This is a genomic window from Blastocatellia bacterium, assembly GCA_016713405.1.
GTDB lineage: Bacteria > Acidobacteriota > Blastocatellia > Chloracidobacteriales > JADJPF01 > JADJPF01.
On record JADJPF010000020.1, the window covers coordinates 272,851 to 296,784 of the forward strand.

Sequence of the window (23,934 nt, forward strand, 5' to 3'; positions counted from 1 at the left end):
TAAGGAGTAAAATGTCAAAAGACGGAAAAAAGTATAAACAAGCTCTTACTCAAATTGATGTGCAAAAAGCTTATGCTTTAGCAGAAGGTTTATCTTTAGCTAAAAAAGTTGCTTTTGCAAAATTTGATGAGACACTTGAAGTTACTATGGTTCTAGGGGTTGACCCTCGCAAAGCAGATCAAATGGTAAGAGGAACAGTTGTACTTCCTCATGGCCTTGGTAAATCAAAAAGAGTTTGTGTTATTGCTAGCGGAGATAAACAAAAAGAAGCCAGAGAAGCAGGTGCTGATGTAGTTGGTGGAGAAGAACTAGTTGCCAAAATTAAGGAAGGTTGGCTAGATTTTGATGCCGTTATTGCTACACCAGATGTAATGAAAGTAGTTGGTACTTTAGGAAAAATACTTGGCCCTAGAGGTTTAATGCCAAATCCTAAAACAGGGACAGTTACTTTTGATGTGACTAAAGCTATTACAGAAACAAAAGCTGGTAAAGTAGAGTTTCGTGTAGATAAAACAGGTGTAATACATGTTCCTGTAGGCAAAGTTTCATTTGCAGAAGAAAAAATCTATGAAAATGCTAAAGTCTTAGTAGATGCTGTAGTAAAGGCTAAACCACAAACTAGTAAAGGCCGATATGTAAAAGGTGTTTACGTTGGTACTACAATGGGCCCAGGCATAAAAATTGATAGTAGCGGTTTATAGTTACAGTTAGGAGATTTTTCAATGGATAAAAAAGGTAAACAAGAAGAATTAGATATTCTAAAAGCGGATTTTAATAAAGCTAATAATGTTTTTTTGGTGAACTTCCAAGGACTAACTGTAGCTAACGACACAGTTTTACGTAGTGAAATGCGTAAAAACAATGTTAAATACAAAGTTGTTAAAAACACTTTAGCCCAAAAAGCAGCTATTGGAACTGCAATGGATGCACTAAATAAAAACTTTACCGGGCCAACGGCAATAGCAGTTTTTGATGATCCTGTCACATTAGCAAAACTTGTTTCAAAGTTTGCTAAAGACTATGCTCAATTTAGTTTTAAGGCTGGTATTGTAGAGGGTCGTGCTATTGATGTTAAAGATTTAGAAGCTTTAGTAAATATGCCTTCTAAAGAACAATTGCTCTCAAAACTTATGTTTTTAATTAACTCTGGAGCACAGCGAATTGCTAGTGCTACTTCTGGAGTAGCTCGTAATTTGGCTGTGGTGATGGGCCAGATTCGTGATCAAAAAGAATCTCAATAAATTAAATTAATTATATCCGAGTCTGGCTTTAACTAATAAAAATTTGCCTGACCGGTTTCCAAGGAGGATTTTTATTCATGGCGTCAGAAAAATTGCAAGGAATTTTAGATCAAGTTAAAAGTTTAACCCTTTTAGAAGCTGCTGAATTAGTCAAAATGATGGAAGAAGCTTTTGGTGTTTCAGCCGCTGCTGCTGCTGTTGCTGCTGCTCCTGCTGCTGCTGCTGAGGCTGCTCCTGTAGTTGAAGAGAAGACAGAATTTGATGTAGTCTTAGCTAGCATTGGTGCAAATAAAATCAATGTTATCAAAGTAGTACGTGAAATTACTTCTTTAGGCTTAAAAGAAGCTAAAGATTTAGTTGAAGCTGCTCCTAAAGCTGTTAAAGAAGCTGTTTCTAAAGATGAAGCAGAAGCTATCAAAAAGAACTTAGCCGAATCTGGGGCAACAGTTGAGATTAAGTAGTTTATTTTAGTCAGTGAGCTACTTTCACTGACTAAAATCTAATAACTTTTCTTCTAATGTAGTAAAAGTTACTTTAGCTAGTAAAAAATTTTTCCTTATTTAGCTTAAAATTTTTAAGTACATTAAAGCTGCTACACAGGCAAATTTTGTATATTATTAATAACTTTTACGAAAAAATGTTTCTAGCAAAGCGAAGAGCATAACTAAATAAATTTAGTTGCGCTCTTCGCCTTTGTGTCTAAAAATACTAGTTATTATACTTAATAAAATGTTTTATCTATTGTTTTATCTATTGTTTGGTAAACAGAAAAAAACCTATAAAGTGCAAGCTACACATATCTTCTCGCATCTCAGAATCTTAACTGCAAAGGAACATTTTCAAAAAGTTAAGCCAAAGGAATTTGGCATAAACTTTTTTGAGATACGTTTGGCTAATTAATGCCTCACGAAAGGAATGCATATGTCATCTCAAATGCAAGTCAATAGTGCCAGGGGACGTTCCCGGCATGATTTTTCTAAAATTAATACTACAGTACGAATCCCAAATCTAATTGAAATCCAGCGAGAGTCTTATAATAGATTTTTACAAATGGATTTACTACCAGAAGAGCGGGAAAATGCTGGATTGCAAGCAGTTTTCCGCTCAGTCTTTCCTATTAGCGATTTCCGAGATACTTCACAATTAGACTTTGTTGATTACTCTATTGGAGAATGGAAATGTAAGTGCGGTCGTCAAGAAGGTCTTTATCACTTACGTTCTAATTGTCGTAGTTGTGGTTCTACAATTAGGGTTAACCCTCTTTCCTCAGAGGATGTGCTTTGTCGTAGTTGTGGTAGTTTTAATAAAAATATAATTAAATTATGTGATAACTGCGGTGAACCTATTGGGCTAAAACATAAATATGATGTTCAAGAATGCCAAGAAAGAGGCATGACTTATGCTGTTCCTCTAAAAGTAAAAATTCGGTTGACGGTTTGGGATAAAGATGAATCTATGGGCTATAAAGCCATTAGAGATATAAAAGAAGAGGAAGTTTACTTTGGGGATATCCCTTTAATGACTGACAATGGTACTTTTATTATCAATGGAACAGAGAGAGTAATTGTTAGCCAATTACATCGTAGTCCAGGGGTGTTTTTTGAAAAAAATCCAGCCTTTTTAGCTAAAGTAATTCCTTATCGTGGTTCTTGGGTAGAATTTGAATATGATGCTAAAAATCTACTTTATGTACGTATTGACCGTAAGCGTAAATTCTTAGCTACCATCTTTTTAAGAGCTTTAGGATTGATTCAGTCTTTAGAGATCACTAAATGGAGAAGAAACGAAATTTCAGATAATGAAATAGAAGAAACAATAAAGCATTCAAGTTATTCAGATGGTGATACTCTTAGGATTTTTTATGAAACAAATAAAATTTATATCCGAGAAGGCAGGCTAATGTTAGCCGTATCTCCTGCAATTTTGGATATGAAAGTTTCTACCGCTATAACAAATCCAAATACTGGAGAAACTATTATAAAAGCAGGTCGCAAGATTTCTGCTATTGCTTATGAAAACTTGCAAAAAGCAAATGTAACAGAAATTCCTGTAGATATTTTAGATTTAGAAGGTGCTTTTGTTGTTGATGACATCATCAATACAGAAACAGGTGAATTTATTGTTGAAAGCAATCAAGAACTAAATGCACGTGATTGTGCTAGAGTTATTGAATCTGGAATAGGCGAATTTGAAATATTTTTCCCTGAACGAGATGAAGTTGGAGGAGTAATTAGTCAAACCTTAAGAAAAGATACTGTAAAAACTCCCAGAGATGCACTACTTGAAATTTATCGTAAAATGAGACCAGGCGATCCTCCAACAATTGCTACAGCTTGGAATTTATTTTATGGAATGTTTTTTGATGAACGAAAATTTGATTTTTCGCGTGTTGGTCGTCTAAAGTTCAACATTAAAATGGGTTATGAGCAATATAGCGATTTAGATGCTCAAATACTTTCACCAAAAGACTTTTTTGATGTAATTCGTTATGTCTTAAAACTTAAACGTAATATAGGCGAGGCAGATGATATAGATCACTTAGGTAATCGTCGGGTTCGTGCTGTGGGTGAACTTTTAGAAAACCAATTTCGCGTTGGTTTGGTAAGAATGGAAAGAGCAATAAAAGAAAAAATGTCCATTCACCAAGAAATGCAAACAGCTATGCCTAGGGATTTAATCAATGCTAAACCTGTTACGGCGGCTGTAAGAGAATTTTTTGGCTCTAGCCAACTTTCTCAATTTATGGATCAAACAAATCCACTTTCTGAAATTACTCATAAACGTAGACTTTCAGCCCTTGGCCCAGGTGGTCTTTCTCGTGAACGAGCAGGCTTTGAAGTTCGGGACGTACACCCTACTCACTATGGCCGAATTTGTCCTATTGAAACCCCTGAAGGGCCAAACATTGGTTTAATTTCTTCTCTTTCTTGCTATGCACGAATTAACCAATTTGGTTTTATAGAATCTCCTTATCGTAAGGTTGTAAATGCTCAAGTAATTGATTATGTAAGAATTACTAATAGTGGAGATTCTGATTTCCGAATAGGTGATCATGTTTCTAAAACTGATGTTGAGGCAACCAATAAAACTATTGCCCCAAACAATGGTAAATTAATAGAGTATGAAACATATCCATTTTATTTATCTGCTTGGGAAGAAGATGAGCATACTATTGGACAAGCTAATATTGAACTAGATGAAGAAATGAATATTGCTTCTGAGCGTGTTGCTGCCCGTAAAGCAGGTGATTTTACTCTTACCCATAGAGATGATATTGACTATATAGACGTTTCTCCAAAACAATTAGTCTCTGTTGCAGCTTCGTTAATTCCTTTCTTAGAAAATGATGACGCTAACCGTGCTTTGATGGGTTCAAACATGCAACGTCAAGCAGTACCATTACTAAGAGCAGAAGCTCCTTTTGTTGGTACAGGAATGGAAAAAGTTACTGCTCAAGATAGTGGTGCTGTAGTTGTAGCTAGACGTGATGGAATTGTAGATAGTGTTGACTCAGAAAGAATTATTATCCGTGTTGACCATCAACAAGATGGTAGTTTGTCACGTGAGGTTACAGCCGACATTTATCAGTTAGTTAAATTTAAGCGATCTAACCAAAATACTTGTATTAACCAAAAACCCATTGTTTTTGTAGGCCAACATGTTCATAAAGGTGAAGTAATTGCTGACGGGCCTTGTACAGATGGTGGAGAACTAGCACTAGGACGAAATGTTTTAGTTTCCTTTATGCCTTGGCGCGGCTATAACTTTGAAGATGCTATTTTAGTATCAGAAAAATTAGTTAGAGAAGATTCTTATACCTCTATCCACATTGAAGAGTTAGAAATAGAAGCGCGTGATACTAAACTTGGGCCAGAAGAAATAACCCGTGATATACCAAATGTTTCTGAAAGTATGTTACGAGATTTAGATGACTCTGGGATTATCCGAATAGGTGCGCAAGTTAAACCAGGTTCAATATTAGTTGGTAAAGTTACTCCAAAAGGTGAGACCCAATTAACGGCAGAAGAAAAACTGTTAAGAGCAATCTTTGGTGAAAAAGCTGGTGATGTAAGAGACGCTAGTTTAACTTGTCCTCCGGGCATTGATGGTACAATTGTAGATGTTAAGGTTTTTACTCGTAAAGGTGCTGAAAAAGATAAACGTAGTATTACAATTGAACATGTAGAGGAATCTAAGTTACGTAAAAATCTAAATGATGAAACTAGAATCTTACATGAAGAACGCAACAAGCGTATTTATGAAGTATTAGAAGGACAAAAATTAGCTAAAGATCTAGTTTATAACAAGAAAATTTTGTTAGAAAAAGATACTTTATTAACTAGAGAAGTTCTGGAATCAGTAGAAGTAGAAGCATTTAGCAAAGTAGAAGTGCAAAATCCTAAAATAGATGCTGCTAAAGATGTACAAGATTTAGAACATCGTACTAATCGCCAAATAGATATCTTGGAAGAACTTTATAAAGACAAGATAGATAAGATTAAAAGAGGTGATGAGCTACCTCCAGGTGTAATAAAGATGGTAAAAGTCTTTATTGCTATGAAACGTAAACTGTCTGTTGGTGACAAAATGGCAGGCCGTCATGGTAATAAAGGTGTTATTGCTCAAATCTTACCAGAAGAAGATATGCCATACTTGCCAGATGGTACTCCAGTAGAAATTGTGCTTAATCCTTTAGGAGTACCTTCACGGATGAATGTAGGGCAAATCCTGGAAACGCACCTGGGTTGGGCCGCAAAAGTTTTAGGTTTACTTTTTGCTACACCTGTTTTTGATGGTGCAAGTGAAGTAGAAATCAAAGAAATGTTACACCGCGCTCAACTTCCAGAAAGCGGAAAAACAGCACTTTATGATGGTATGACAGGCGAACCATTTGAGCAAAAAGTAACGGTTGGTTACCTTTCTATGATGAAACTTTCCCACTTAGTTGATGATAAGATACACGCTCGATCCATTGGGCCATATTCATTAATCACTCAACAACCTTTAGGCGGTAAAGCTCAGTTTGGTGGACAAAGATTTGGAGAAATGGAAGTTTGGGCATTAGAAGCTTATGGAGCAGCCCATATTCTACAAGAGTTATTAACCGCAAAATCAGATGACGTTGCTGGCCGTTCAAAAATCTATGAAGCAATTGTAAAAGGCGAATCTGACTTTGATCCTGGGCTACCAGAATCATTTAATGTATTGATTCGAGAACTACAATCGCTTTGTTTAGATGTGGAATTAATTAAGAGAACCGTTAGTGAGGAATAATAAGTAATTATTCTTGCCTATTTCAGGAGGTGTAATAGTGTTTAGAACACAGGAAAAACAAAATTTGGCGCCTGACTTTGAAGCAATTCGTATTTCGCTTGCTTCTCCACAAAAAATACGCTCTTGGTCTCGCGGAGAGGTTACTAAGCCAGAAACCATTAACTATCGTACTTTTAAGCCAGAACGTGATGGACTATTTTGCGCTCGAATCTTTGGCCCAGTAACAGACTGGGAATGTTTATGTGGTAAATATAAGCGCATGAAACACCGCGGAGTGATTTGCGATAAGTGCGGCGTAGAAGTAACACAAGCAAAAGTAAGGCGAGAACGCTTAGGACATATTGAACTAGCTAGTCCTTGCTCTCACGTATGGTTTTTTAAGGGTCTTCCTTCAAGAATTGGTCATTTATTAGATATACCACTACGTGATTTAGAAAAAGTCCTTTATTTTGAGTCTTATATAACTATTGATGCTGGCGATATTGCAGACCTAAAAGAGCGAGATCTACTTTCAGATGAACGATATCGTCAACTAGTAAAAGACCATGGCAATAATAAATTTCTTGCCAAGATGGGTGCTGAAGCAATTAAAGAACTTTTGCAAAAAGTGGAAGTAGATAGTCTTTCTGAAGAATTACGTAAAAAAATGAAAGAGGAAACCTCCCAGCAAAAGAAACTTAAGCATTCCAAACGCTTAAAAGTAGTAGATGCTTTTCGTCGTTCTGGAAACAAACCTGAGTGGATGATATTGGATGTTATTCCTGTAATTCCACCAGAACTAAGACCTTTAGTTCCATTAGATGGTGGGCGTTTTGCTACTTCAGACCTTAATGATCTTTACCGACGTGTAATTAATCGTAATAATCGTTTGAAAAAGTTACTGGAGTTAAAAGCACCTGAAGTTATTGTACGTAATGAAAAGAGAATGTTGCAAGAAGCAGTAGACGCGCTTTTTGATAATGGACGTAGAGGGCGTGTACTTCGTGGTGTAAATAATCGTCCGCTAAAATCCCTTTCTGATACCTTAAAAGGTAAACAAGGACGTTTTCGTCAAAACCTTTTAGGTAAGCGGGTAGATTATTCTGGTCGTTCGGTAATTGTTGTTGGCCCAGGTCTTAAATTACATCAATGCGGACTACCAAAGAAAATGGCTTTAGAATTATTTAAGCCATTTATTTATAATCAATTAGAAAAACAAGGTCATGCAGCTACCATTAAACAAGCTAAGGAAATGGTAGAAAAGCAAGATTTAGTAGTTTGGGAAATTTTAGAAGATGTAATTCGAGATCACCCAGTATTACTTAATCGCGCTCCAACGCTTCACCGTTTGGGCATTCAAGCCTTTGAACCTGTTTTAGTTGAAGGCAAAGCAATTAAAATACACCCATTAGTATGTACAGCTTTTAATGCTGACTTTGACGGCGATCAAATGGCGGTACATATTCCACTTTCACCAGAAGCACAAATAGAAGCAAGTGTATTGATGTTGTCATCTAACAACATTCTTAGCCCTGCTAGTGGTCAACCTATTGCAGTACCAACACAAGACGTTGTTTTAGGTTGTTATTATCTAACTAAAGAAAGACTAGATGCTATTGGCGCAGATAAGAGTTTTGCTTCTATTGAGGATGTTTTACTAGCTTTAGATGGAGGGGTAGTTTCTACCCATACTCCGATACGCCTGCGTTATCGAGGAAGGTTAATGAATTTAGAGAATGCTAGAGATTCTCAAGATATTATTCGTGCAGAAGTTGTGGATGTTAATAGTGTTATTAGCACAACTGTTGGACGGGTAATATTTAATGATCATTTACCTAAGAGCATGCCTTATATTAATGGCTTACTTAAGAAAAAGGGTTTACAGCAATTAGTTAATTACTGTTATCTAAGATATGGTCATAATGAGACAGTAAAAATGCTAGATGAACTAAAAACCTTAGGTTTCTACTATGCTACTAGAGCAGGTATTTCTATAGGTATTGATGACTTAGTAACGCCAGCATCTAAACCTTTGCTAGTACAACAAGCAGAAAAAGAAGTTATTGAAGTAGAAAGACAATACCAAGACGGTGTTATTACTACAGGTGAGCGTTATAACCGTATTGTTCAAATTTGGTCAGAAACAACAGAAAAAGTTGCTAAAGAAATGTTTGATTCAATGCGCAAACGGGAGAAAGATTCTAAAGAACTTAATCCTATTATGGTTATGGCTGATTCCGGTGCGCGGGGTTCAGCACAACAAATTCGCCAGCTTGCAGGTATGCGGGGATTGATGGCTAAACCATCTGGAGAAATTATTGAAACTCCAATTCGGGCTAATTTCCGTGAAGGGCTTAATGTGTTGCAATACTTTATTTCAACACACGGTGCGCGTAAAGGTTTAGCAGATACAGCATTAAAAACCGCAGACTCAGGTTATTTAACACGTCGTCTAGTGGATGTGGCTCAAGATGTAATTGTTTCTGAACAAGATTGCGGTACATGGAAGGGAATTTGGGCAGAACCAATTATTGAAGGTGGTGAAGTAGTTGAACCACTTAGAGATCGTATTATTGGCCGAGTCACCTTAGAAGATGTTATTGACTATGTAACTAATGAAATAATTGTTCCTGCTGGCGAAGAAATGAATGAAGATTTAGCTAGCAAGATCCAAGATGCAGGTGGAATTGACCGGGTAAAAATCCGTTCAGTGCTTACTTGTGAAGCTCGTCGTGGGGTTTGTGTTAAATGTTATGGCCGTAACTTAGCTACAGGACGTGTTGTAGAAAAAGGTGAGGCTGTAGGCGTTATTGCAGCACAGTCAATTGGCGAACCTGGAACACAATTAACAATGCGAACCTTCCACATTGGAGGTGTTGCTACAGGTAGTACAGCGCAATCTTCTCACGAAGCACGAAAAGCAGGTACAGTTAAATTTGTTGACTTAAAGACTGTTCATAATCGAGATGGACATTTAGTAGCAATGAATCGTAATGGTACAGTTGTTGTAATTGATGAACGTAACCGCGAAGCAGGTCGCTACCAAATTGTTTATGGTGCAACATTAAATGTGGTTGATGGTGGTAAGGTAGAAGAAGGTCAAACCATAGCTACTTGGGATCCTTTCACCTTCTCAATTTTAACAGAGGTTAAAGGTACTGCCCAGTATAAAGACCTAATCGAAGGTATTACTATTAAAGAAGAAACCAATGAAATTACAGGTAATATTTCTTATATAGTAGTTGATTCAACAGATGAAAAGAGACAGCCACGAATTGAAATTTGTGACGAAACTGGCAAGGGTCAGCGCATTTACCAAATGCCTATTAGAGCTAATTTAATGGTTAAAGATGGGCAAGAAGTTAAGCCAGGTGATGTTATTGCTAAGATTCCTCGTGAAACTACTCGTGCTAAAGATATCACTGGTGGTTTACCTAGAGTAGTAGAACTATTTGAAGCTCGTAAACCTAGAGAAACCGCAGTAATGACAGAAATTAGCGGTGTAGTTAAATTTGGTAATGTCACAAAGGGGCAACGTAAAATTCAGATCATTGGAGATGATGGCGAAACAAAAGAATATTCTATTCCTCGTGGTGTTCACGTCAATGTTCAAGAAAATGATCGAGTTAAAGCTGGTGAACCTTTGATTGACGGGCCTCTTAACCCACATGATATTTTAGCTGTTCAAGGGCCAGAAGCCTTACAACGCTATCTTGTCAATGAAATCCAAGAAGTTTATCGATTACAGGGTGTTAACATTAATGATAAACATATTGAAGTAATTGTACGTCAAATGTTACGTTGGGTTAAAGTCCGTGAAGTTGGAGACACAGAGTTTTTATTAGAAGAACAAGTAGACCGCTTTAGATTTGAGGATGAAAACCGTCGTGTTAGGGAAGAAAGCGGACAAGAAGCAGTAGCAGAACCTCTACTATTAGGTATTACTAAAGCTTCTTTATCTACAGATAGCTTTATTTCTGCGGCATCTTTCCAAGAAACTACTAGGGTTTTAACGGAAGCTTCTATTTCAGGACGTGTTGATTATTTAAGAGGTTTGAAGGAAAACGTAATTATGGGACGTTTAATTCCTGCTGGTACAGGTATGGATCATTATCGTCGTGTTCGTTTAGAAACAGACCCAGCCTTAAATGATCCAGATATGGACTTAGAAGAAGACGATGAATTGTTAGACATACCAGATGTGGAAGTTAATGTAAAAGTTAAAGGTAATGAAAACTAACTTTTAATCTAACAGTAAAATTACCAAAATCTTGGGCTAGGATAAAATTAACTTATCCTAGCCTAAATTTTTTTCTTAAAATCTTTCTCGCTGTTATAATCATTTTTCACATCTAAAAAATATCCTAGGAGTTTAACATAATGTCTTTTAGAAGTAAGTCTGTAAATATTACACTTCAATTTATTACAGTTGTTTTAGTACTAATGATAAGCAATTTAACTTATGCGCAAAGCCCTAATGTAGAGCTATCTAGTATAGTAGGTAAAGAAATTCAAGAACAAATTAAAGGGTTAGAGTCAGATGAATATCAAATTAGTCTTAAAAGAGGACAATATTTACAGATTTTTGTTGCAACAGAAAAATTAGCTGTAGAGGTTAATTTAATTGCTCCTAGTGGGGAAAATGTTTTTCGTTTAGAAACAGACAATAAAAAAAATCAGCGAGAAGTAATAGAAATTATTGCTAAGCTTACGGGAAGCTATAAATTAGAAGTTAATGCGCTAGATAATACAACTAGTGAAAGCACTTATAAAATACAAGTCTCAGAACTTCGCCGAGGGCTATTAAAAGATAGAAATCGATGTCAAGCTAGAGAATTAACCACACAAGCTAATTTACTCCAAAAAATAGGCACAAAAGTAGGTTTTCAAGCTTCTGTTGAGCGTTATTTAGCTTCATTAAAATACTGGGAAAAGTCTGGTGATAAAATAGCTGAAGCAGATGTATTTAGAAAATTAGGAGAAAGCTATTTTTTTGTCTCTAATTACCAAGAAGCCTTAAAGTATTTTACTAAAGAATTAGATTTTAGACGTGCTAACAATGATAAATCCCGTGAAGCAAGAGGACTAAAAAATTTAGGATTTGTTTATTATTCAATGGGTGTTGACGAACAAGCCTTAGAATATTACAGCCAAGCACTAAGCTTAGGTAAAGAAACGAATAATAAAGAAGTTATTGCTCAAACATTAAGTTTTTTAGCCCGTTTTCACAATAGTCAAGGAGAGAGAAAACAGTCAATTGACTATAACAAACAAGCCTTAGCTCTTTGGCAGGAATTAGAAGAGAAAGAAGAATCTATTAAAACTGCGGAAGAATTAGCTACTAGTTATTATTCTTTAGCAGAGATTAAAGATTCAATAGAATTTTATAAAAAGACTTTGCAAGGGGTTAGAGATTTTGCTGATAAAAAAGGAGAAATCAACATCCTTAATGCTCTAGCAATTATTTATGATGAAGTAGGGGATTTTTTATTAGCAACAAATTACTATCAACAAGCACTAGAAAAAAGTCAAAACCTTCGTTCTTCTCGCTCTTTAGAACAGGAAATAGAAATCCTAAATAATTTAGGACAAATTTGCTATAAACAAAAAGATTTAATTAAAGCAGAAGGCTATTTTGAACAAGCTCTAGCCTTAGCACAAGAAAAACAAGATCCAGTTCGTCAAGCAAAAGTGCTAAATAATCTAGCAAATATATATCGAGATAATGGAGACAGCAGCAAAGCTATAGAAATTTATAGTGATGTTTTAAGATTGCATCGTGCTAATAATGATTTAGCAAATACAGTTGTAACAGCTATAGCTGTTGGACAAACACACTTAGATTTAGGGGACGGGGAAAAGGCGGTAGGATTTTTTACAGAAGCTTATAAATTAAACCAACGTGGTGGAAACCGAGATCTTGAGGCTAATATTTTTTACCATTTAGGCAGAGCCTTAGAATTTGTTTATGAAGAGGAAAAAGCTTTAGCGTCTTATAAAGAAGGAGTTAATGTTTCACAAGAACTAAAAGATCAGCTTCGGGAAGCTCAATTTCGCTACCGTTTAGCAAGACTCCAATTTCGGCGTGGAGATATAAAAACTGCTCAAGGCAATATTACAACAGCCATTTCTTTAGTAGAAGCTTTACAAAGTAACTTAATTAACCAAAAATTACAAATTTCTTATTCAAATACAACAACAGATTACTATAAACTTTATGTTGATTTACTAATGCAGCAACACCAATTAAACCCAAAAGCAGGTAATGACATTACAGCATTAGCCATTAATGAACAAGCAAAGGCTCATAGTTTACTGGATTTAACAGGCTATTCTTTAGATGGAGACTTAATTTCTCAAGAAAGAGAGCTAAAACAATTAATTAGTAATAAGACTGAAAGACTTATAAAGCTAAATATAAATGAAAGTGTTGTTACTGAAATTACAGCAGCAGAAAATGAGCTAAAAGCCCTTAATGATAAATTAAAAGCTTGTCAAACGGCTTTGCAAAAACAAAATCCTCATTACACAGAATTTGCTCAGCCTAAAGCCTTTAGTTTAGCTGAACTTCAACAGCAACTAGATACGGATACATTGCTGTTAGAGTATGAATTAGGAACAGATCATAGTTATTTATGGTTAATTTCAAAAACGGAAGTAAAAAGCTTCTTTCTTCCTAAACGTAGTGAAATAGAGTCTAAAGTAAAGTATTTAAGAGATTTACTAGTTGCTCGTAATTTGCTAGTTAGAGGACAAAATATTGGGGGACGGCCAATAAGTTTAGATCTAGCTGAAAATGAATATCCAAAAGTAGCAGCAGAAGTAAGTAAACTGCTTTTATCTCCTGTTGCAGATCAATTAGCAGAAAAACGACTAGTAATAGTTACTGATGGAGCAATACAATATATTCCCTTTAATGCTTTACCAGATCCTAATAAAGCAGATGTTTATGAGCCTTTAATCCTAAAACATGAAATAGTTTCTCTTCCTTCTGCATCAACAATAAACACATTAAGAAAAGAAGCTAAAGACAATAAAAATACTAAAGCAATTATGTTAGTTGCTGATCCTGTTTTTTCAGCTAGCGATAGTAGAGTAACAAATAAAAGTGCTTCAAATAAAATAAACAATAATGGGGCATTAGAACTAGAAACCACCAGCCTTTTAATCAAAAAATCTGCTAAAGAAGTAGGACTACCAGTATTAGACTTAAATATTTCCAGACTTAAAGATAAAGATGATGAAGTTAAAGAAATAAGTGCTTTAGTTCCAATAGATCAAAGCAAACAAGTTTTAGGATTTGATGCTAAAGTAGCTAATTTATTGGCTAAAGAGGCTTCTGATTATCGAGTCATACACTTTGCAACTTATGGACTAGCTAATAGCATTCATCCAGAATTATCAGGAATTGTACTATCTTTGGTTAATGAGCAAGGCAAGTTAGAAGATGGATTTTTACAGACACATAAAATCTTTAACTTAAAATTGCCTGAAGAATTAGTAACTATAAGTGCTTGTGAAACTAATATAGGTGAAAATGCTCAAGCTGAAGGCTTGTCAGGACTAACTAGAGGGTTTATTTATGCTGGAGCCTCTAGAGTTATGGTAAGTTTATGGAATGGAGATAGTGCTGCTAATACAAAACTAATGAAAAGTTTTTATCAAAAAATATTAAAAGATGGTAAATCGCCTAGTGTAGCATTACGAGACACCCAGTTAGAACTATGGAAAGAATATAAAAGCCCGTTTTATTGGGCAGCTTTTCAGCTTCAAGGAGAATGGAAATAATAAAATTATTATATAAACTCAAATGGTCGTGTTCCAAAGAAGTTGTTTATAAAAAAAGAGGTGATAAAATACAAAAAAGAAAAAACAAAAACCAGGAAAAAGAAAATGGCAACAATACAAGTGAAATGTCCAAGCTGTAATGAAACTCAAGTAATCAAATATGGAGTAAATAAGCAAGGCAAACAAAGATATTGCTGTACAAATGAAGAATGTAAAAAAGTAACATTTATATTGGATTATACCAATCTAGGAATTTTGGAAACAACAAAAAAACAAGTAATAGAAATGGCAATAAATGGGAGTGGAATAAGAGATACAGCAAGAGTCTTAAAAATAAGCCCAACGACTGTATTAAATGAGTTAAAAAAAAACATTCAGAAATTAAGCAAGTAAATACTTCATTACTAGAATCTTTTAATGGATAATCTATTAGTGTTGAAATACATAAAATTCAAGATAAACAAAATTATAAAGTAGAAATAGATGAAATGAGGAGCTTTATAGGAAAAAAAGCAGAACAAAGGTGGTTATGGTATGCTATAGAAAAAGACAGTAAAAAAATATTAGCATATGTTTTAGGTAAAAGGGATGATGACGCATTTCTTGAGTTAAAAAATTATTAGAACCATTCTCTATAAGTCATTTTTATACTGATAATTGGGGAGTCTATGACCGAAATTTACCTGCTGAAAATCACACAATTGGTAAAGAAAGCATTCAACAAATTGAAAGAAAAAATCTTGATTTTTGCACCCGTATTAAACGTTTAGTTAGAAAAACTATTTGCTTTTCTAAAACTATTTTTTTTCATGATTTAGTTATTGGCTTATTTATTAATCGTCTTGAATTTTCTTTTTGATTTTTTGCCCTCCCAACTCTTTTGGAACACAACCGCATGGCTAAATCTACGTAATCCTTCAGTGCTAATATGTTCACCGTGTTGATGATCTCCCATTCCATCAGCAACAGCCAAGGTTGTAATAAGTTTTTGGTTAACGCTAGGCGAAAATTGAAACGCCAAAAAGCTGTCCTCATTATTATCTCGTTGGTTAATTTCACTTCGGGCATAGTAATTTTCTTTAATGTTGTTTATAGATGACATATTAAGCCTCAATAATTTAGTAAACTTAGCAGGGAAAAATGATAAATGATTGAAGTGTTATAGGCAATGCTGAGGTTTAACTTTAAAGTATTTAATTCTGTAGATTGACACTTAGATATATTTTTGTTACTTTCCAAATAATAAGTCTATTACTGAGTCCCGCTTAAAATAGAATTCTACATAATAATCAGAGAGATATATGGCATTAGTTGGGGATATAAAAGATCTGCCTTTAGCCGATATTATTCAAATAAACTGTCTAGGTCGCAATGTTGCTCGATTACTAGTGCGCTTTCCTATTGGGGATGCGATATTTTATTTTCAAGATGGCGAAATCTATGATGCACGCTTAGGACAGCTATCTGGAGTAAAAGCAATTTATGAAGCACTAAAATATGAAGAGGGGGCATTTCGCATAGATGCGTCTGTAACTACTTCTGAACGAACAATTTTTAAGTCCTGGGCAGAAGTGTTGATGGAGGGGATGCGCATTTTAGATGAGCAAAACGCTGGTATGGCAACCCCTGGACGTAGTTATCCTAATTTTGACCCTCAGGCATTTTTAGCTAGACAAACTCAAGGCATTCCTATTGCAGGCAAGCAAACTAAAAACTATATTGGCAAGATAGTCAATGATAAATATAGGGTTGTTACTAAGATCAAGGAAGGTGAGCTTGGTGTAATGTATCAAGCTACTCATATTCAAATGGATGTGTCAGTAGCAATTAAAATAATGCACCCTTATTTAGTAACAGATCAGGCTGCTGTAGAAAGATTTCGACGTGGTGCGCATGCTGCCGCAAAAATACATCATCCTAATGCCATTAGTGTACTAGACTTTGGTATTACTAAGGATGATATTGTTTATTTAGCAATGGAGTTCTTAAAGGGGAGACTTTTCGGGATAGACTCCAAAGACAAAAAGAGTTGCTGCTAAAGATTTACTTAAAATTATTCGCCCTGTATGTTCAGCATTAGAAGCGGCTCATCGTGATCAAATTATCCACCGTGATCTAAAACCAGAAAATATAATGATTTATGAAAGTGGTGGGGAAGAATTAGTAAAAGTTTTAGATTTTGGTATGGCAAAACTAAAATCTATGGGAACAGAAGGCGTTTTAACCTCTCATGGGCTGGTGCTAGGTACTCATAGCTATATGTCGCCAGAACTTTGCGAAGGTACAGAAATTGATCATCGTTCAGATGTTTATGCTTTAGGAATAATTTTATATGAAGCTTTAACAGGAAGTTTACCTTTTAATGACCCTACTCCTGTTGGTATGGCATTAAAACATATTGGTAGTGTTCCTAGTTCAATGAGAACACTTTATCCAGAAATTTCAGAGAATGTTGATCGTGTAGTAATGAAAGCACTAGAGAAAAAACCTAGTGCGCGGCAACAGTCTGCTGCTGAACTAGCTAAAGAATTTGAGCAAGCTGTTACTTCAAGAGGTTTTACAGGAAATTTACCTAAACCTAAATCTCCTTCAATGGGTGGTTTTCCTGCTGCATCTTCCTATCAGGGGATACCTGAAGTGTCTGGTGGTGAACTAGGGGAAGCGCGATCGCGTGTTCCTAAAAATATTCAACCACCTATTCAATCGCCAATCTTACAAAATAGTAGTAGTAATGATACTGCTCCGCAGTCTCGTAAGACGGTTGCTGAAGAAAGATTTTTAGCTTCCCCAAACCAGCCTAATATGCAAAGGATACAAAATCCAGCTAGTTTTGAAACTAAACCTTTAGATACAAGGCCAAAAGTTGTTGAACCACCTCCTATTAAAGTAGTTGAAGAAGTAAAACCACAAGCAGTAAAGACTAAGAAAAAAAGAAATTTACTAGAATCTAACTTAGTTTTATTTTTCTTGTCAGCTTTAATTGCAGGTGTACTATTTTTAGCTGCCCTATTATTTTTTAAGTATTTTAATAGCCAAAAAACTACTAATATACAAAATATTATTGTTCCAGAAATGATTAAAATTGCAGGCAGTAATTTTACTATGGGACGTGATGGCAAAGATGTCACAGCTATTGAATCTCCAGCACACGAGGTAACTGTAAAAGATTTTTTTTTAAGTCGGTATGAAATTTCTAATAAAGAATATCAGGCATTTGTATTAAGTACTAATTATAGACCACCTTTAGAATGGAATGGGGTAGATATTCCTAAATCAGCAGAAAACTTGCCAGTAGCAAATATAACTTGGGAAGATGCTCAATATTATTGTTATTGGCTTTCTCAAGCAAAAGGTGAGAATTATCGACTTCCAACAGAAGAAGAATGGGAGTTTGCTGCACGAGGTGCGGAAAATAGCCTTTACCCTTGGGGTGATGAACTGATAGCTAATTCTGTTGTGTTTGCAGAAACTAGTTTAGGCGTTAGTTCTCCAATTAACAGTGCTACTTTAGCTAAAGATAAAAGCAGTTTAGGAGTTATTGGTTTAGCAGGTAATGTTAGTGAATGGACATCAAGTAAATTTACGCCTTACTCTGGTTCAACTGCAACAATAAATTGTGATAATTGCTATACAGTACGAGGAGGCAATTTTAAGTCTCAAGCAAATGAATTAGTTACAACCTTTCGTCAAGGTGCTAAAAAGGCTAGTGAAACTATTGGATTTCGTATTGCAAAAAATTAATATTTTCTACTTATTTTTTTGGTTGATTAAATAAATCGTCTGCAACTGTTTTGTTATGTTCTACTTGGCTTAAGCGGATAATCACATTTGTTTGTAAAATAGATTGGCGTGTTGTCATAGGAAACTTAATGCCATCTATTTCCTTATAGTCTTCATAATAAACTTGGATTGGTACTTTAGCTTTTTCTGGTTCATAGACAGGATAAGTTGACCCGTTTTTGGTTTCTTCTCTTTCGTTAACTCTAGGAATTTCTGTATCAATATCGCTACGAAGAAGTAATCCTGTTTGAGTATCAAAATAAAATGTTTCTTTAGGGGAGTTTTCCTTAATTGCTTCTAAAATATAGGCTTCTTTTTTAGAAGTTGTTCCCTCTATTTCTATGATTTTTTTACCAATTATTTTTAGCTCAGGATAAAGGGTTTTTAAGTTGATAGCTCGATAAAAGTCAGCACGAGTTCTTAATAGATCTAGCTCTGAGCCTGAAATTTCACGCAATCCAACTTGTAAGTCTTTTGCCCAAGCTTCTTTTCCATTAAAAGCTCTTTGAATATCTTCTTTTTCTGAAGCCTTTATTTTCAAAATAAATTTATTAGGAGCTTTAGCATATATTTCTAATGGTGCGCTAATTCCAGCAGGAGAAATTTCATAAGTACCTTTTGCTACACGAGAAGTTAATTTTTCTATTGCTGCTTTTCCTCCAAGAGCCTTGACATAATTATCTAGGACTTGATCTACAGTAATATTTTCTTGTGCTAAAGTGTTGTCTAAATTAGTTAATAGAAGGCTAAAACAAAATAGTAGCACTAAAAATAACTTCTTCATTAAAAAGTCTCCCTTAAGTAATTATTCAATATTAAAAAATTCAACGTTATTTAATATCCAGCCTGTACCTTTACGACGAAGTATATAAAGGGCTTCGCCGCTTTGCTCACGTTTGTTAATGTCTACAGCCGTAACAATTACATCAACAGCAACTTTATCATTAGAAATAGTTTCTGTTCTAACAATTTCCGTTGTCCAACTATCAGGTTTATTGCCAACTAGTCCACGAACAAATTTATTTAAGTTAGCTCTAACCAAAACAGTTTCTAGTGCTTGACTAGAAGAATCTTTAATTGCTTTATCTAATTGTCCCATAAAGGAGCGAATAGATTCTTCGGTGGCAGGTAATTGGTTAGCACTAGCTTCTAGGTCTATTAACTTATTCCTAATAAATGAGTTATCTTTGCTAACTGTAATTGCACGACGAAAATAATCTATAGAATCTTTGGTATTTTTTTGACTTAGTGCTAATTCTGCTTGTAGGTAATTTACCCAGATAACAGAATAATTTGGTAATGGTGCAGAACTAGCTAAAATTTTGTCAACTTCTGTTTTAGCTTCAGTAAGTTTATTAGCTGCTAGAAAGCTTCTAGCTAACAAAGTTCTAGTAACAAAGTTGTTGGGTTCTAGTTCTAAGGCTTCTTTAAGTTTAGCCTCTGCTTCTGGATAGGATTTTTTGTTAAATGCTATGTTAGCATCTCTAAATAATGTAATTGCAGATGTTATAGGAGGGCGAGAATCATTATCATAATTAGTTTGTGGATAAAGTTTATCAGGATCAACTTCTACTTTAGCTATTTTATCTGGGGTCTTAAAAAATACTTCTCCTCGGCCCAAAGAAGCTAGGTTAACAGTTTGGAAAAGCTTTTCTCCTTTTTCTGTAATAGCTAGGACTTTTACAGTTACATTACCATTCCCTAAATTACGTAATGCACAAACCCAGCCACCTTCTTTAGCTAGTGGAACACCAATAATAAAATCTGGGTCAACAATTTTATCAAACCATTGGTCAAAAAAGAGTTCTAGCTCTTTAGTTAAATCTTTATTGGCATTAAGAATATTTTTGCGAAAGTCATCAAATTTTATTTGACGCTCTTTTATTAAATCTTTAATTAAAGCTAGCATTTTATCTCGCCCAAGTTGCTGTTCAATAATACGTAGCATTAAAGGAGCTTTATTTAGTATGCTAGTTGTGTAAGAACTATCTAAGGTAGAAAGAGAAAGTAATGCACCATCACTTTTATTAGCTGCTACTGGAGCATAGGCGCGGACACGGCGAGCAAAGAATTCTTGTTCTTCAGTTACACCATAGCGTTTTCCAAAGTAAAAAGCACTAAGATAAACTGGAAGAGCATCTTGTAAAATAGTCCAACCTTTTGCACGAGGAACACTTTCCCCACCAATTTTAGTTTTTAGTAATGCACGAGCTACAAACTCAATAGTTTCAATATCTAAGCTATCACGGCGAAAAAAATCTTCCCCCAAAATAAAAGTAGTTCCAGTTATATAAGAGCCTATTTGGTCAGAGCTAATTACTCGAAATTGTTTTGGTAGATTGATGCCTAGGAATTGATTATAAAAATCAATAATTTCGGCTATTTCTGTAGTTAAGTTTTCAGCTTGTTTACGAGCATTATTACTTATTCCACGAGGATAAACAAATTCTACTTTAATGTCTTTTTTAGTTATTTCTATTGGGTCATCATAATTACCAGAAAGTAAAATTGGTTGAGCAGGCAAGTTTTGTTGAAAGCTATTGCCTTGGCGTTGGCCGTCTGCTTGGGGTCGTTCATTTTCAGCACTTGTAACTTGTAAATTTACAGGAGCAACATCAATTCCATAAGTAATAGCAAAAGGAGTGTGAATAAAAGGCACCCAAAAACTTTCTGGTAATAAAATAGTACTACCGGGAATAATAGCATTTATTGGGGAGCTTTCTTTTATCTCTAAAGTGTAATTAATAGTAATATTTGCTGTAGCTGCGGGTGCTAAGGCTTTAGGGAAGTCTGCTGAAACGTTGGCAAGTTCTGTTAAGCGTTCATCGTTTTTTTGTCGTACTTCTACAGTAGTTCCATCTATTTGCATTCCTGTAACTTTAGCTCTTTTATTAAGCTTAAAAGTGATAAATGGGCCACTACGTCCTTGAGTAGTGATATTAACAACAGTTAGTTTAGCTTGTACTTGTACAGAATTATTAGATGGTTGGAGTTGAGCATTAATGTCAAAGCGTTGAATATCATAATCTTGTGCTTGAATTGTGGTAGCAAAAAACAAGATTATAAGAACAGACCAAAATAGCATTCGCATGAAATCACACCTTTTGAGTTTTTTAATTCTCTGAGAAAGCAAGAAAAATTAGAATAATTTTTCTCTAATTCCTTATATTGGTTGCTTTTTAACTAATTCGTCAATCTTTTGAGCATAACCAACAACGCTTCTAATCTAGCTAAAGGTAAAGCATTAGGGCCATCACTTAATGCAACAGCAGGATTATCATGTACTTCCATAAATATACCATCTACACCACAAGCAACGCCAGCACGAGCTAAATTTTCTATAAATTGTGAGTCTCCACCCGTTGCATTACCAAGTCCGCCAGGGCGTTGCAATGAGTGTGTAACATCAAAAACTACTGGACGATTAAATTCACGCATAATTGGAAAGCCGCGCATATCTACTACTAAATTGTTATAGCCAAAACTAGCTCCTCTTTCGGTAAGCATCGCAGTTTGACACCCTGAAGCGGTAAGTTTTTCTACAACATTTTTCATATCCCAAGGGGCTAGGAATTGCCCTTTTTTAACATTTACAATCTTTCCTGTTTGGGCAGCAGCAATAAGCAAATCCGTTTGACGGCAAAGAAAAGCAGGTATTTGTAAAATATCAACCACTTCAGCTACCGCTTTTGCTTGCTCAACTTCGTGTATATCCGTAAGAATTGGCAGGTTAAATTCTGAGCGAATTAACCCAAGTATTCTTAAACCTTCTTCTAAACCTACGCCACGAAATGAGTTTATAGCTGTACGATTAGCTTTATCATAAGAGGCTTTAAAAACATAGCAAATATCTAATTGGCTGGTAATTTTTTGTATTTCTCTTGCCATCTTTATTGCATGAGCTTCACTTTCAAGTACACAAGGGCCAGCAATTAGAAAAAATTGTTTTTTAGTAAAAATCTCATTAACTATTTTTTTATGTAAATTATCCATCATTTTAACCTAGTAGAAAAGTTATTAAAAATTGCTTATAAAACTTTAATTATTTGTTGCTTCATTTTGTTTTTTAGTTATCAAAGACAAAAGTCGTACTTCTAACATAGCCATTATAAAAGCTATACCGCTATAAAAATAATAAAGCCAATGCCAGGGGATTACTTTTAATGTAAAAATAAATCCTCGTTTATTAAGAAAAAATTTGTAAACTGAGATGTTTAATATAGTTAATCCAATAGCACAAATTAAAGGAATTATTAATAAAAAGGAATATAAAAACTCTTCAATAATAAAATTGAGAATATACTTAAAAGACTAGCTAATAAAATAAAGACTAACATTACACTAAGTCGGCTAGAATAATTTAAGTTTAAGTCATTAATAAAAACTTTGCCTGTAAGAATTAATTTTGACCAAGGTAAGGCGCGTTGAAAAAAATCTGTTCTAATTAATGAAATAGGAGTCCAACATTTAAGATGTTTAACTTGAAGTGATTTATCTAAGTAAATTTTATGACCTGCGCTAGTCAGACGATAACCTAATTCAATATCTTCAATAGAAGGTGTTTTGTAGATTTTGCTAAAACCTTGAAACTCCATAAAAACATTTCGTTTAATAGCTCCACATCCACTCCAAAAAGTTGTAGCTTGAGTGTTAGCGGTTTGATGGGTAAAATGATGGAGTAGGTTTTTATATTGAGAAGGAAAGTTTGTTTTTCCAGGCTTATCATCATAAGAGCCAAAAATAGCTGTAAGATCAGGATCTTTAAGAAAGCATTTCTCTACTTTAGAAATAATATCTGGGCAAACATCAATATCTGCATCAATAAATAAAATAATGTCACCTGCTGCTATTCTTGCACCTTGATTGCGGGCCTGTGCCGGGCCTTGCGGACTAGAATTAGCGATAACTTTTAATCCAAATTTTTCTGCTAACTGTCGTGAGCCATCTGTATCTCCATCTGCCACAATAATAATTTCTTTAACTCTAGATTTAATAGCTAACAGATGTTTTAAGCAAGAATGAAAATCTTCTCCACCATTATAAACAGGTACTATTAGAGAAATACTTGGTTGTAATTCACTGCTAGTTATCATAAGCAAATTTTATTTACACATTTATTTTACACATTTCATGATAAAGCGCGAGGGTTTGTGCTGTTGGGCCTACGCTTTTAACTTGACCATTAACTAACAACATGGCTTTATCACAAAAACGCATAATTATTTCGTCTGAGTGTGAGACTATTAGAATAGTTTTTCCTTGTTTAACAATATTTTCTATTTGTTTAGTAAATTTTTTCTGAAAATTATCATCACCAACAGCTAAAATTTCATCTAGGATTAAAATATCTGAGTCTAAATGTACTCCAACAGAAAATGCTAATCTAATATACATACCGTTAGAGTAATGTTTTACAGGTGTATCAATAAATTTTTCAATCCCAGAAAATTCAATTATTGTATCAAATTTAGCTGTAATTTCTTTTTTGGTCATTCCTAAAATTGCACCACATAAATAAATATTTTCTCGTCCTGTTAAATCTGGATGAAAGCCTGTTCCAACCTCCAATAAGCTAGAAATACGTCCATAAATTTCTGCTCGTCCTGAAGTTGGATCCATAATACGAGAAAGTAGTTTAAGTAGAGTAGATTTACCAGAACCATTTGGGCCAACAATCCCAAAAACTTCTCCTTGCATTACTTCAAAACTAACATCTTTTAATGACCAAAATTCTTCTTTAGGAGATTTTTTGAGCTTACTTAAAGGATTGCGTATAAATCCAGTAAGAAATTCCTTTAAGGTATCAGGCTCCCATGCATGATTGATATAAAAATGTTTACTTAAATTATATGCTTTAATTATTGAAGACATT

General features: G+C 34.7%; 13 protein-coding genes and 2 pseudogenes. 9 read left to right on the plus strand and 6 right to left on the minus strand.

The genetic code is table 11. The annotated features are described in order from the left end of the window. The first annotated feature begins 11 nt into the window (after window positions 1-11). From IPK14_19605 to IPK14_19635, 7 genes and pseudogenes are all read left to right on the plus strand, one after another. Window positions 12-701, plus strand: coding sequence for a 50S ribosomal protein L1 (locus IPK14_19605; protein MBK7995493.1), 690 nt, complete (start codon window positions 12-14; stop codon window positions 699-701). A 21-nt stretch (window positions 702-722) separates the two neighbouring features. Beyond that, window positions 723-1,241, plus strand: coding sequence for a 50S ribosomal protein L10 (locus tag IPK14_19610; GenBank protein ID MBK7995494.1), 519 nt, complete (start codon window positions 723-725; stop codon window positions 1,239-1,241). Between the two features lie 77 nt (window positions 1,242-1,318). After that, window positions 1,319-1,702 (plus strand): 50S ribosomal protein L7/L12, encoded by a 384-nt coding sequence (rplL, locus tag IPK14_19615; GenBank protein MBK7995495.1) that lies wholly within the window; start codon window positions 1,319-1,321, stop codon window positions 1,700-1,702. A gap of 460 nt (window positions 1,703-2,162) precedes the next feature. Further along, window positions 2,163-6,515, plus strand: a complete 4,353-nt coding sequence (rpoB, locus tag IPK14_19620) for a DNA-directed RNA polymerase subunit beta (GenBank protein MBK7995496.1) — start codon at window positions 2,163-2,165, stop codon at window positions 6,513-6,515. 37 nt (window positions 6,516-6,552) lie between these two features. Further along, window positions 6,553-10,734 carry a DNA-directed RNA polymerase subunit beta' gene (gene rpoC / locus IPK14_19625; GenBank protein MBK7995497.1) on the plus strand — a complete coding sequence of 1,394 codons (4,182 nt, stop codon included), beginning with the start codon at window positions 6,553-6,555 and terminating at the stop codon, window positions 10,732-10,734. A 140-nt stretch (window positions 10,735-10,874) separates the two neighbouring features. Further along, window positions 10,875-14,282, plus strand: coding sequence for a CHAT domain-containing protein (locus IPK14_19630; protein ID MBK7995498.1), 3,408 nt, complete (start codon window positions 10,875-10,877; stop codon window positions 14,280-14,282). Window positions 14,283-14,387: 105 nt separating this feature from the next. Continuing rightward, window positions 14,388-15,141: pseudogene (locus IPK14_19635) on the plus strand (IS1 family transposase). Here IPK14_19635 and IPK14_19640 read toward each other — a convergent pair. Further along, the gene (locus IPK14_19640) at window positions 15,109-15,384 is read right to left on the minus strand and encodes a hypothetical protein (protein ID MBK7995499.1); all 276 of its coding nucleotides are present in this window, start codon (window positions 15,382-15,384) and stop codon (window positions 15,109-15,111) included. The pseudogene IPK14_19635 and the gene IPK14_19640 sit on opposite strands and share 33 nt — an antisense overlap. A gap of 199 nt (window positions 15,385-15,583) precedes the next feature. Here IPK14_19640 and IPK14_19645 point away from each other — a divergent pair, with 199 nt between their 5' ends. Both IPK14_19645 and IPK14_19650 read left to right on the plus strand, forming a co-directional pair. Beyond that, window positions 15,584-16,321: a DUF4388 domain-containing protein gene (locus IPK14_19645; GenBank protein ID MBK7995500.1), complete on the plus strand. Its 738-nt coding sequence runs from the start codon at window positions 15,584-15,586 to the stop codon at window positions 16,319-16,321. 94 nt (window positions 16,322-16,415) lie between these two features. After that, window positions 16,416-18,023 carry an SUMF1/EgtB/PvdO family nonheme iron enzyme gene (locus tag IPK14_19650; protein ID MBK7995501.1) on the plus strand — a complete coding sequence of 536 codons (1,608 nt, stop codon included), beginning with the start codon at window positions 16,416-16,418 and terminating at the stop codon, window positions 18,021-18,023. Window positions 18,024-18,033: 10 nt separating this feature from the next. Here IPK14_19650 and IPK14_19655 read toward each other — a convergent pair whose 3' ends face one another. The 5 genes and pseudogenes from IPK14_19655 to IPK14_19675 form a co-directional block, all read right to left on the minus strand. Further along, window positions 18,034-18,846 carry a hypothetical protein gene (locus IPK14_19655; protein ID MBK7995502.1) on the minus strand — a complete coding sequence of 271 codons (813 nt, stop codon included), beginning with the start codon at window positions 18,844-18,846 and terminating at the stop codon, window positions 18,034-18,036. 21 nt (window positions 18,847-18,867) lie between these two features. Beyond that, window positions 18,868-21,153, minus strand: coding sequence for a tetratricopeptide repeat protein (locus tag IPK14_19660; GenBank protein ID MBK7995503.1), 2,286 nt, complete (start codon window positions 21,151-21,153; stop codon window positions 18,868-18,870). A gap of 92 nt (window positions 21,154-21,245) precedes the next feature. Continuing rightward, a complete protein-coding gene (gene kdsA / locus IPK14_19665; protein ID MBK7995504.1) occupies window positions 21,246-22,058 on the minus strand; it encodes a 3-deoxy-8-phosphooctulonate synthase in 813 nt (270 codons plus the stop codon). A 42-nt stretch (window positions 22,059-22,100) separates the two neighbouring features. Then, window positions 22,101-23,155: pseudogene (locus IPK14_19670) on the minus strand (glycosyltransferase family 2 protein). 13 nt (window positions 23,156-23,168) lie between these two features. Then, complete coding sequence (locus IPK14_19675; GenBank protein MBK7995505.1) at window positions 23,169-23,933, minus strand: ABC transporter ATP-binding protein; 765 nt, start codon at window positions 23,931-23,933, stop codon at window positions 23,169-23,171. Between the last annotated feature and the right edge of the window lies 1 nt (window position 23,934).

Coding starts and splice junctions, on each gene's coding strand:
- IPK14_19605 (MBK7995493.1), top strand. CDS start 12: ATGTCAAAAGACGGAAAAAAGTATAAACAAGCTCTTACTCAAATTGAT.
- IPK14_19610 (MBK7995494.1), top strand. CDS start 723: ATGGATAAAAAAGGTAAACAAGAAGAATTAGATATTCTAAAAGCGGAT.
- rplL (MBK7995495.1), top strand. CDS start 1,319: ATGGCGTCAGAAAAATTGCAAGGAATTTTAGATCAAGTTAAAAGTTTA.
- rpoB (MBK7995496.1), top strand. CDS start 2,163: ATGTCATCTCAAATGCAAGTCAATAGTGCCAGGGGACGTTCCCGGCAT.
- IPK14_19630 (MBK7995498.1), top strand. CDS start 10,875: ATGTCTTTTAGAAGTAAGTCTGTAAATATTACACTTCAATTTATTACA.
- IPK14_19640 (MBK7995499.1), bottom strand. CDS start 15,384: ATGTCATCTATAAACAACATTAAAGAAAATTACTATGCCCGAAGTGAA.
- IPK14_19645 (MBK7995500.1), top strand. CDS start 15,584: ATGGCATTAGTTGGGGATATAAAAGATCTGCCTTTAGCCGATATTATT.
- IPK14_19650 (MBK7995501.1), top strand. CDS start 16,416: ATGATTTATGAAAGTGGTGGGGAAGAATTAGTAAAAGTTTTAGATTTT.
- IPK14_19655 (MBK7995502.1), bottom strand. CDS start 18,846: ATGAAGAAGTTATTTTTAGTGCTACTATTTTGTTTTAGCCTTCTATTA.
- IPK14_19660 (MBK7995503.1), bottom strand. CDS start 21,153: ATGCGAATGCTATTTTGGTCTGTTCTTATAATCTTGTTTTTTGCTACC.
- kdsA (MBK7995504.1), bottom strand. CDS start 22,058: ATGATGGATAATTTACATAAAAAAATAGTTAATGAGATTTTTACTAAA.
- IPK14_19675 (MBK7995505.1), bottom strand. CDS start 23,933: ATGTCTTCAATAATTAAAGCATATAATTTAAGTAAACATTTTTATATC.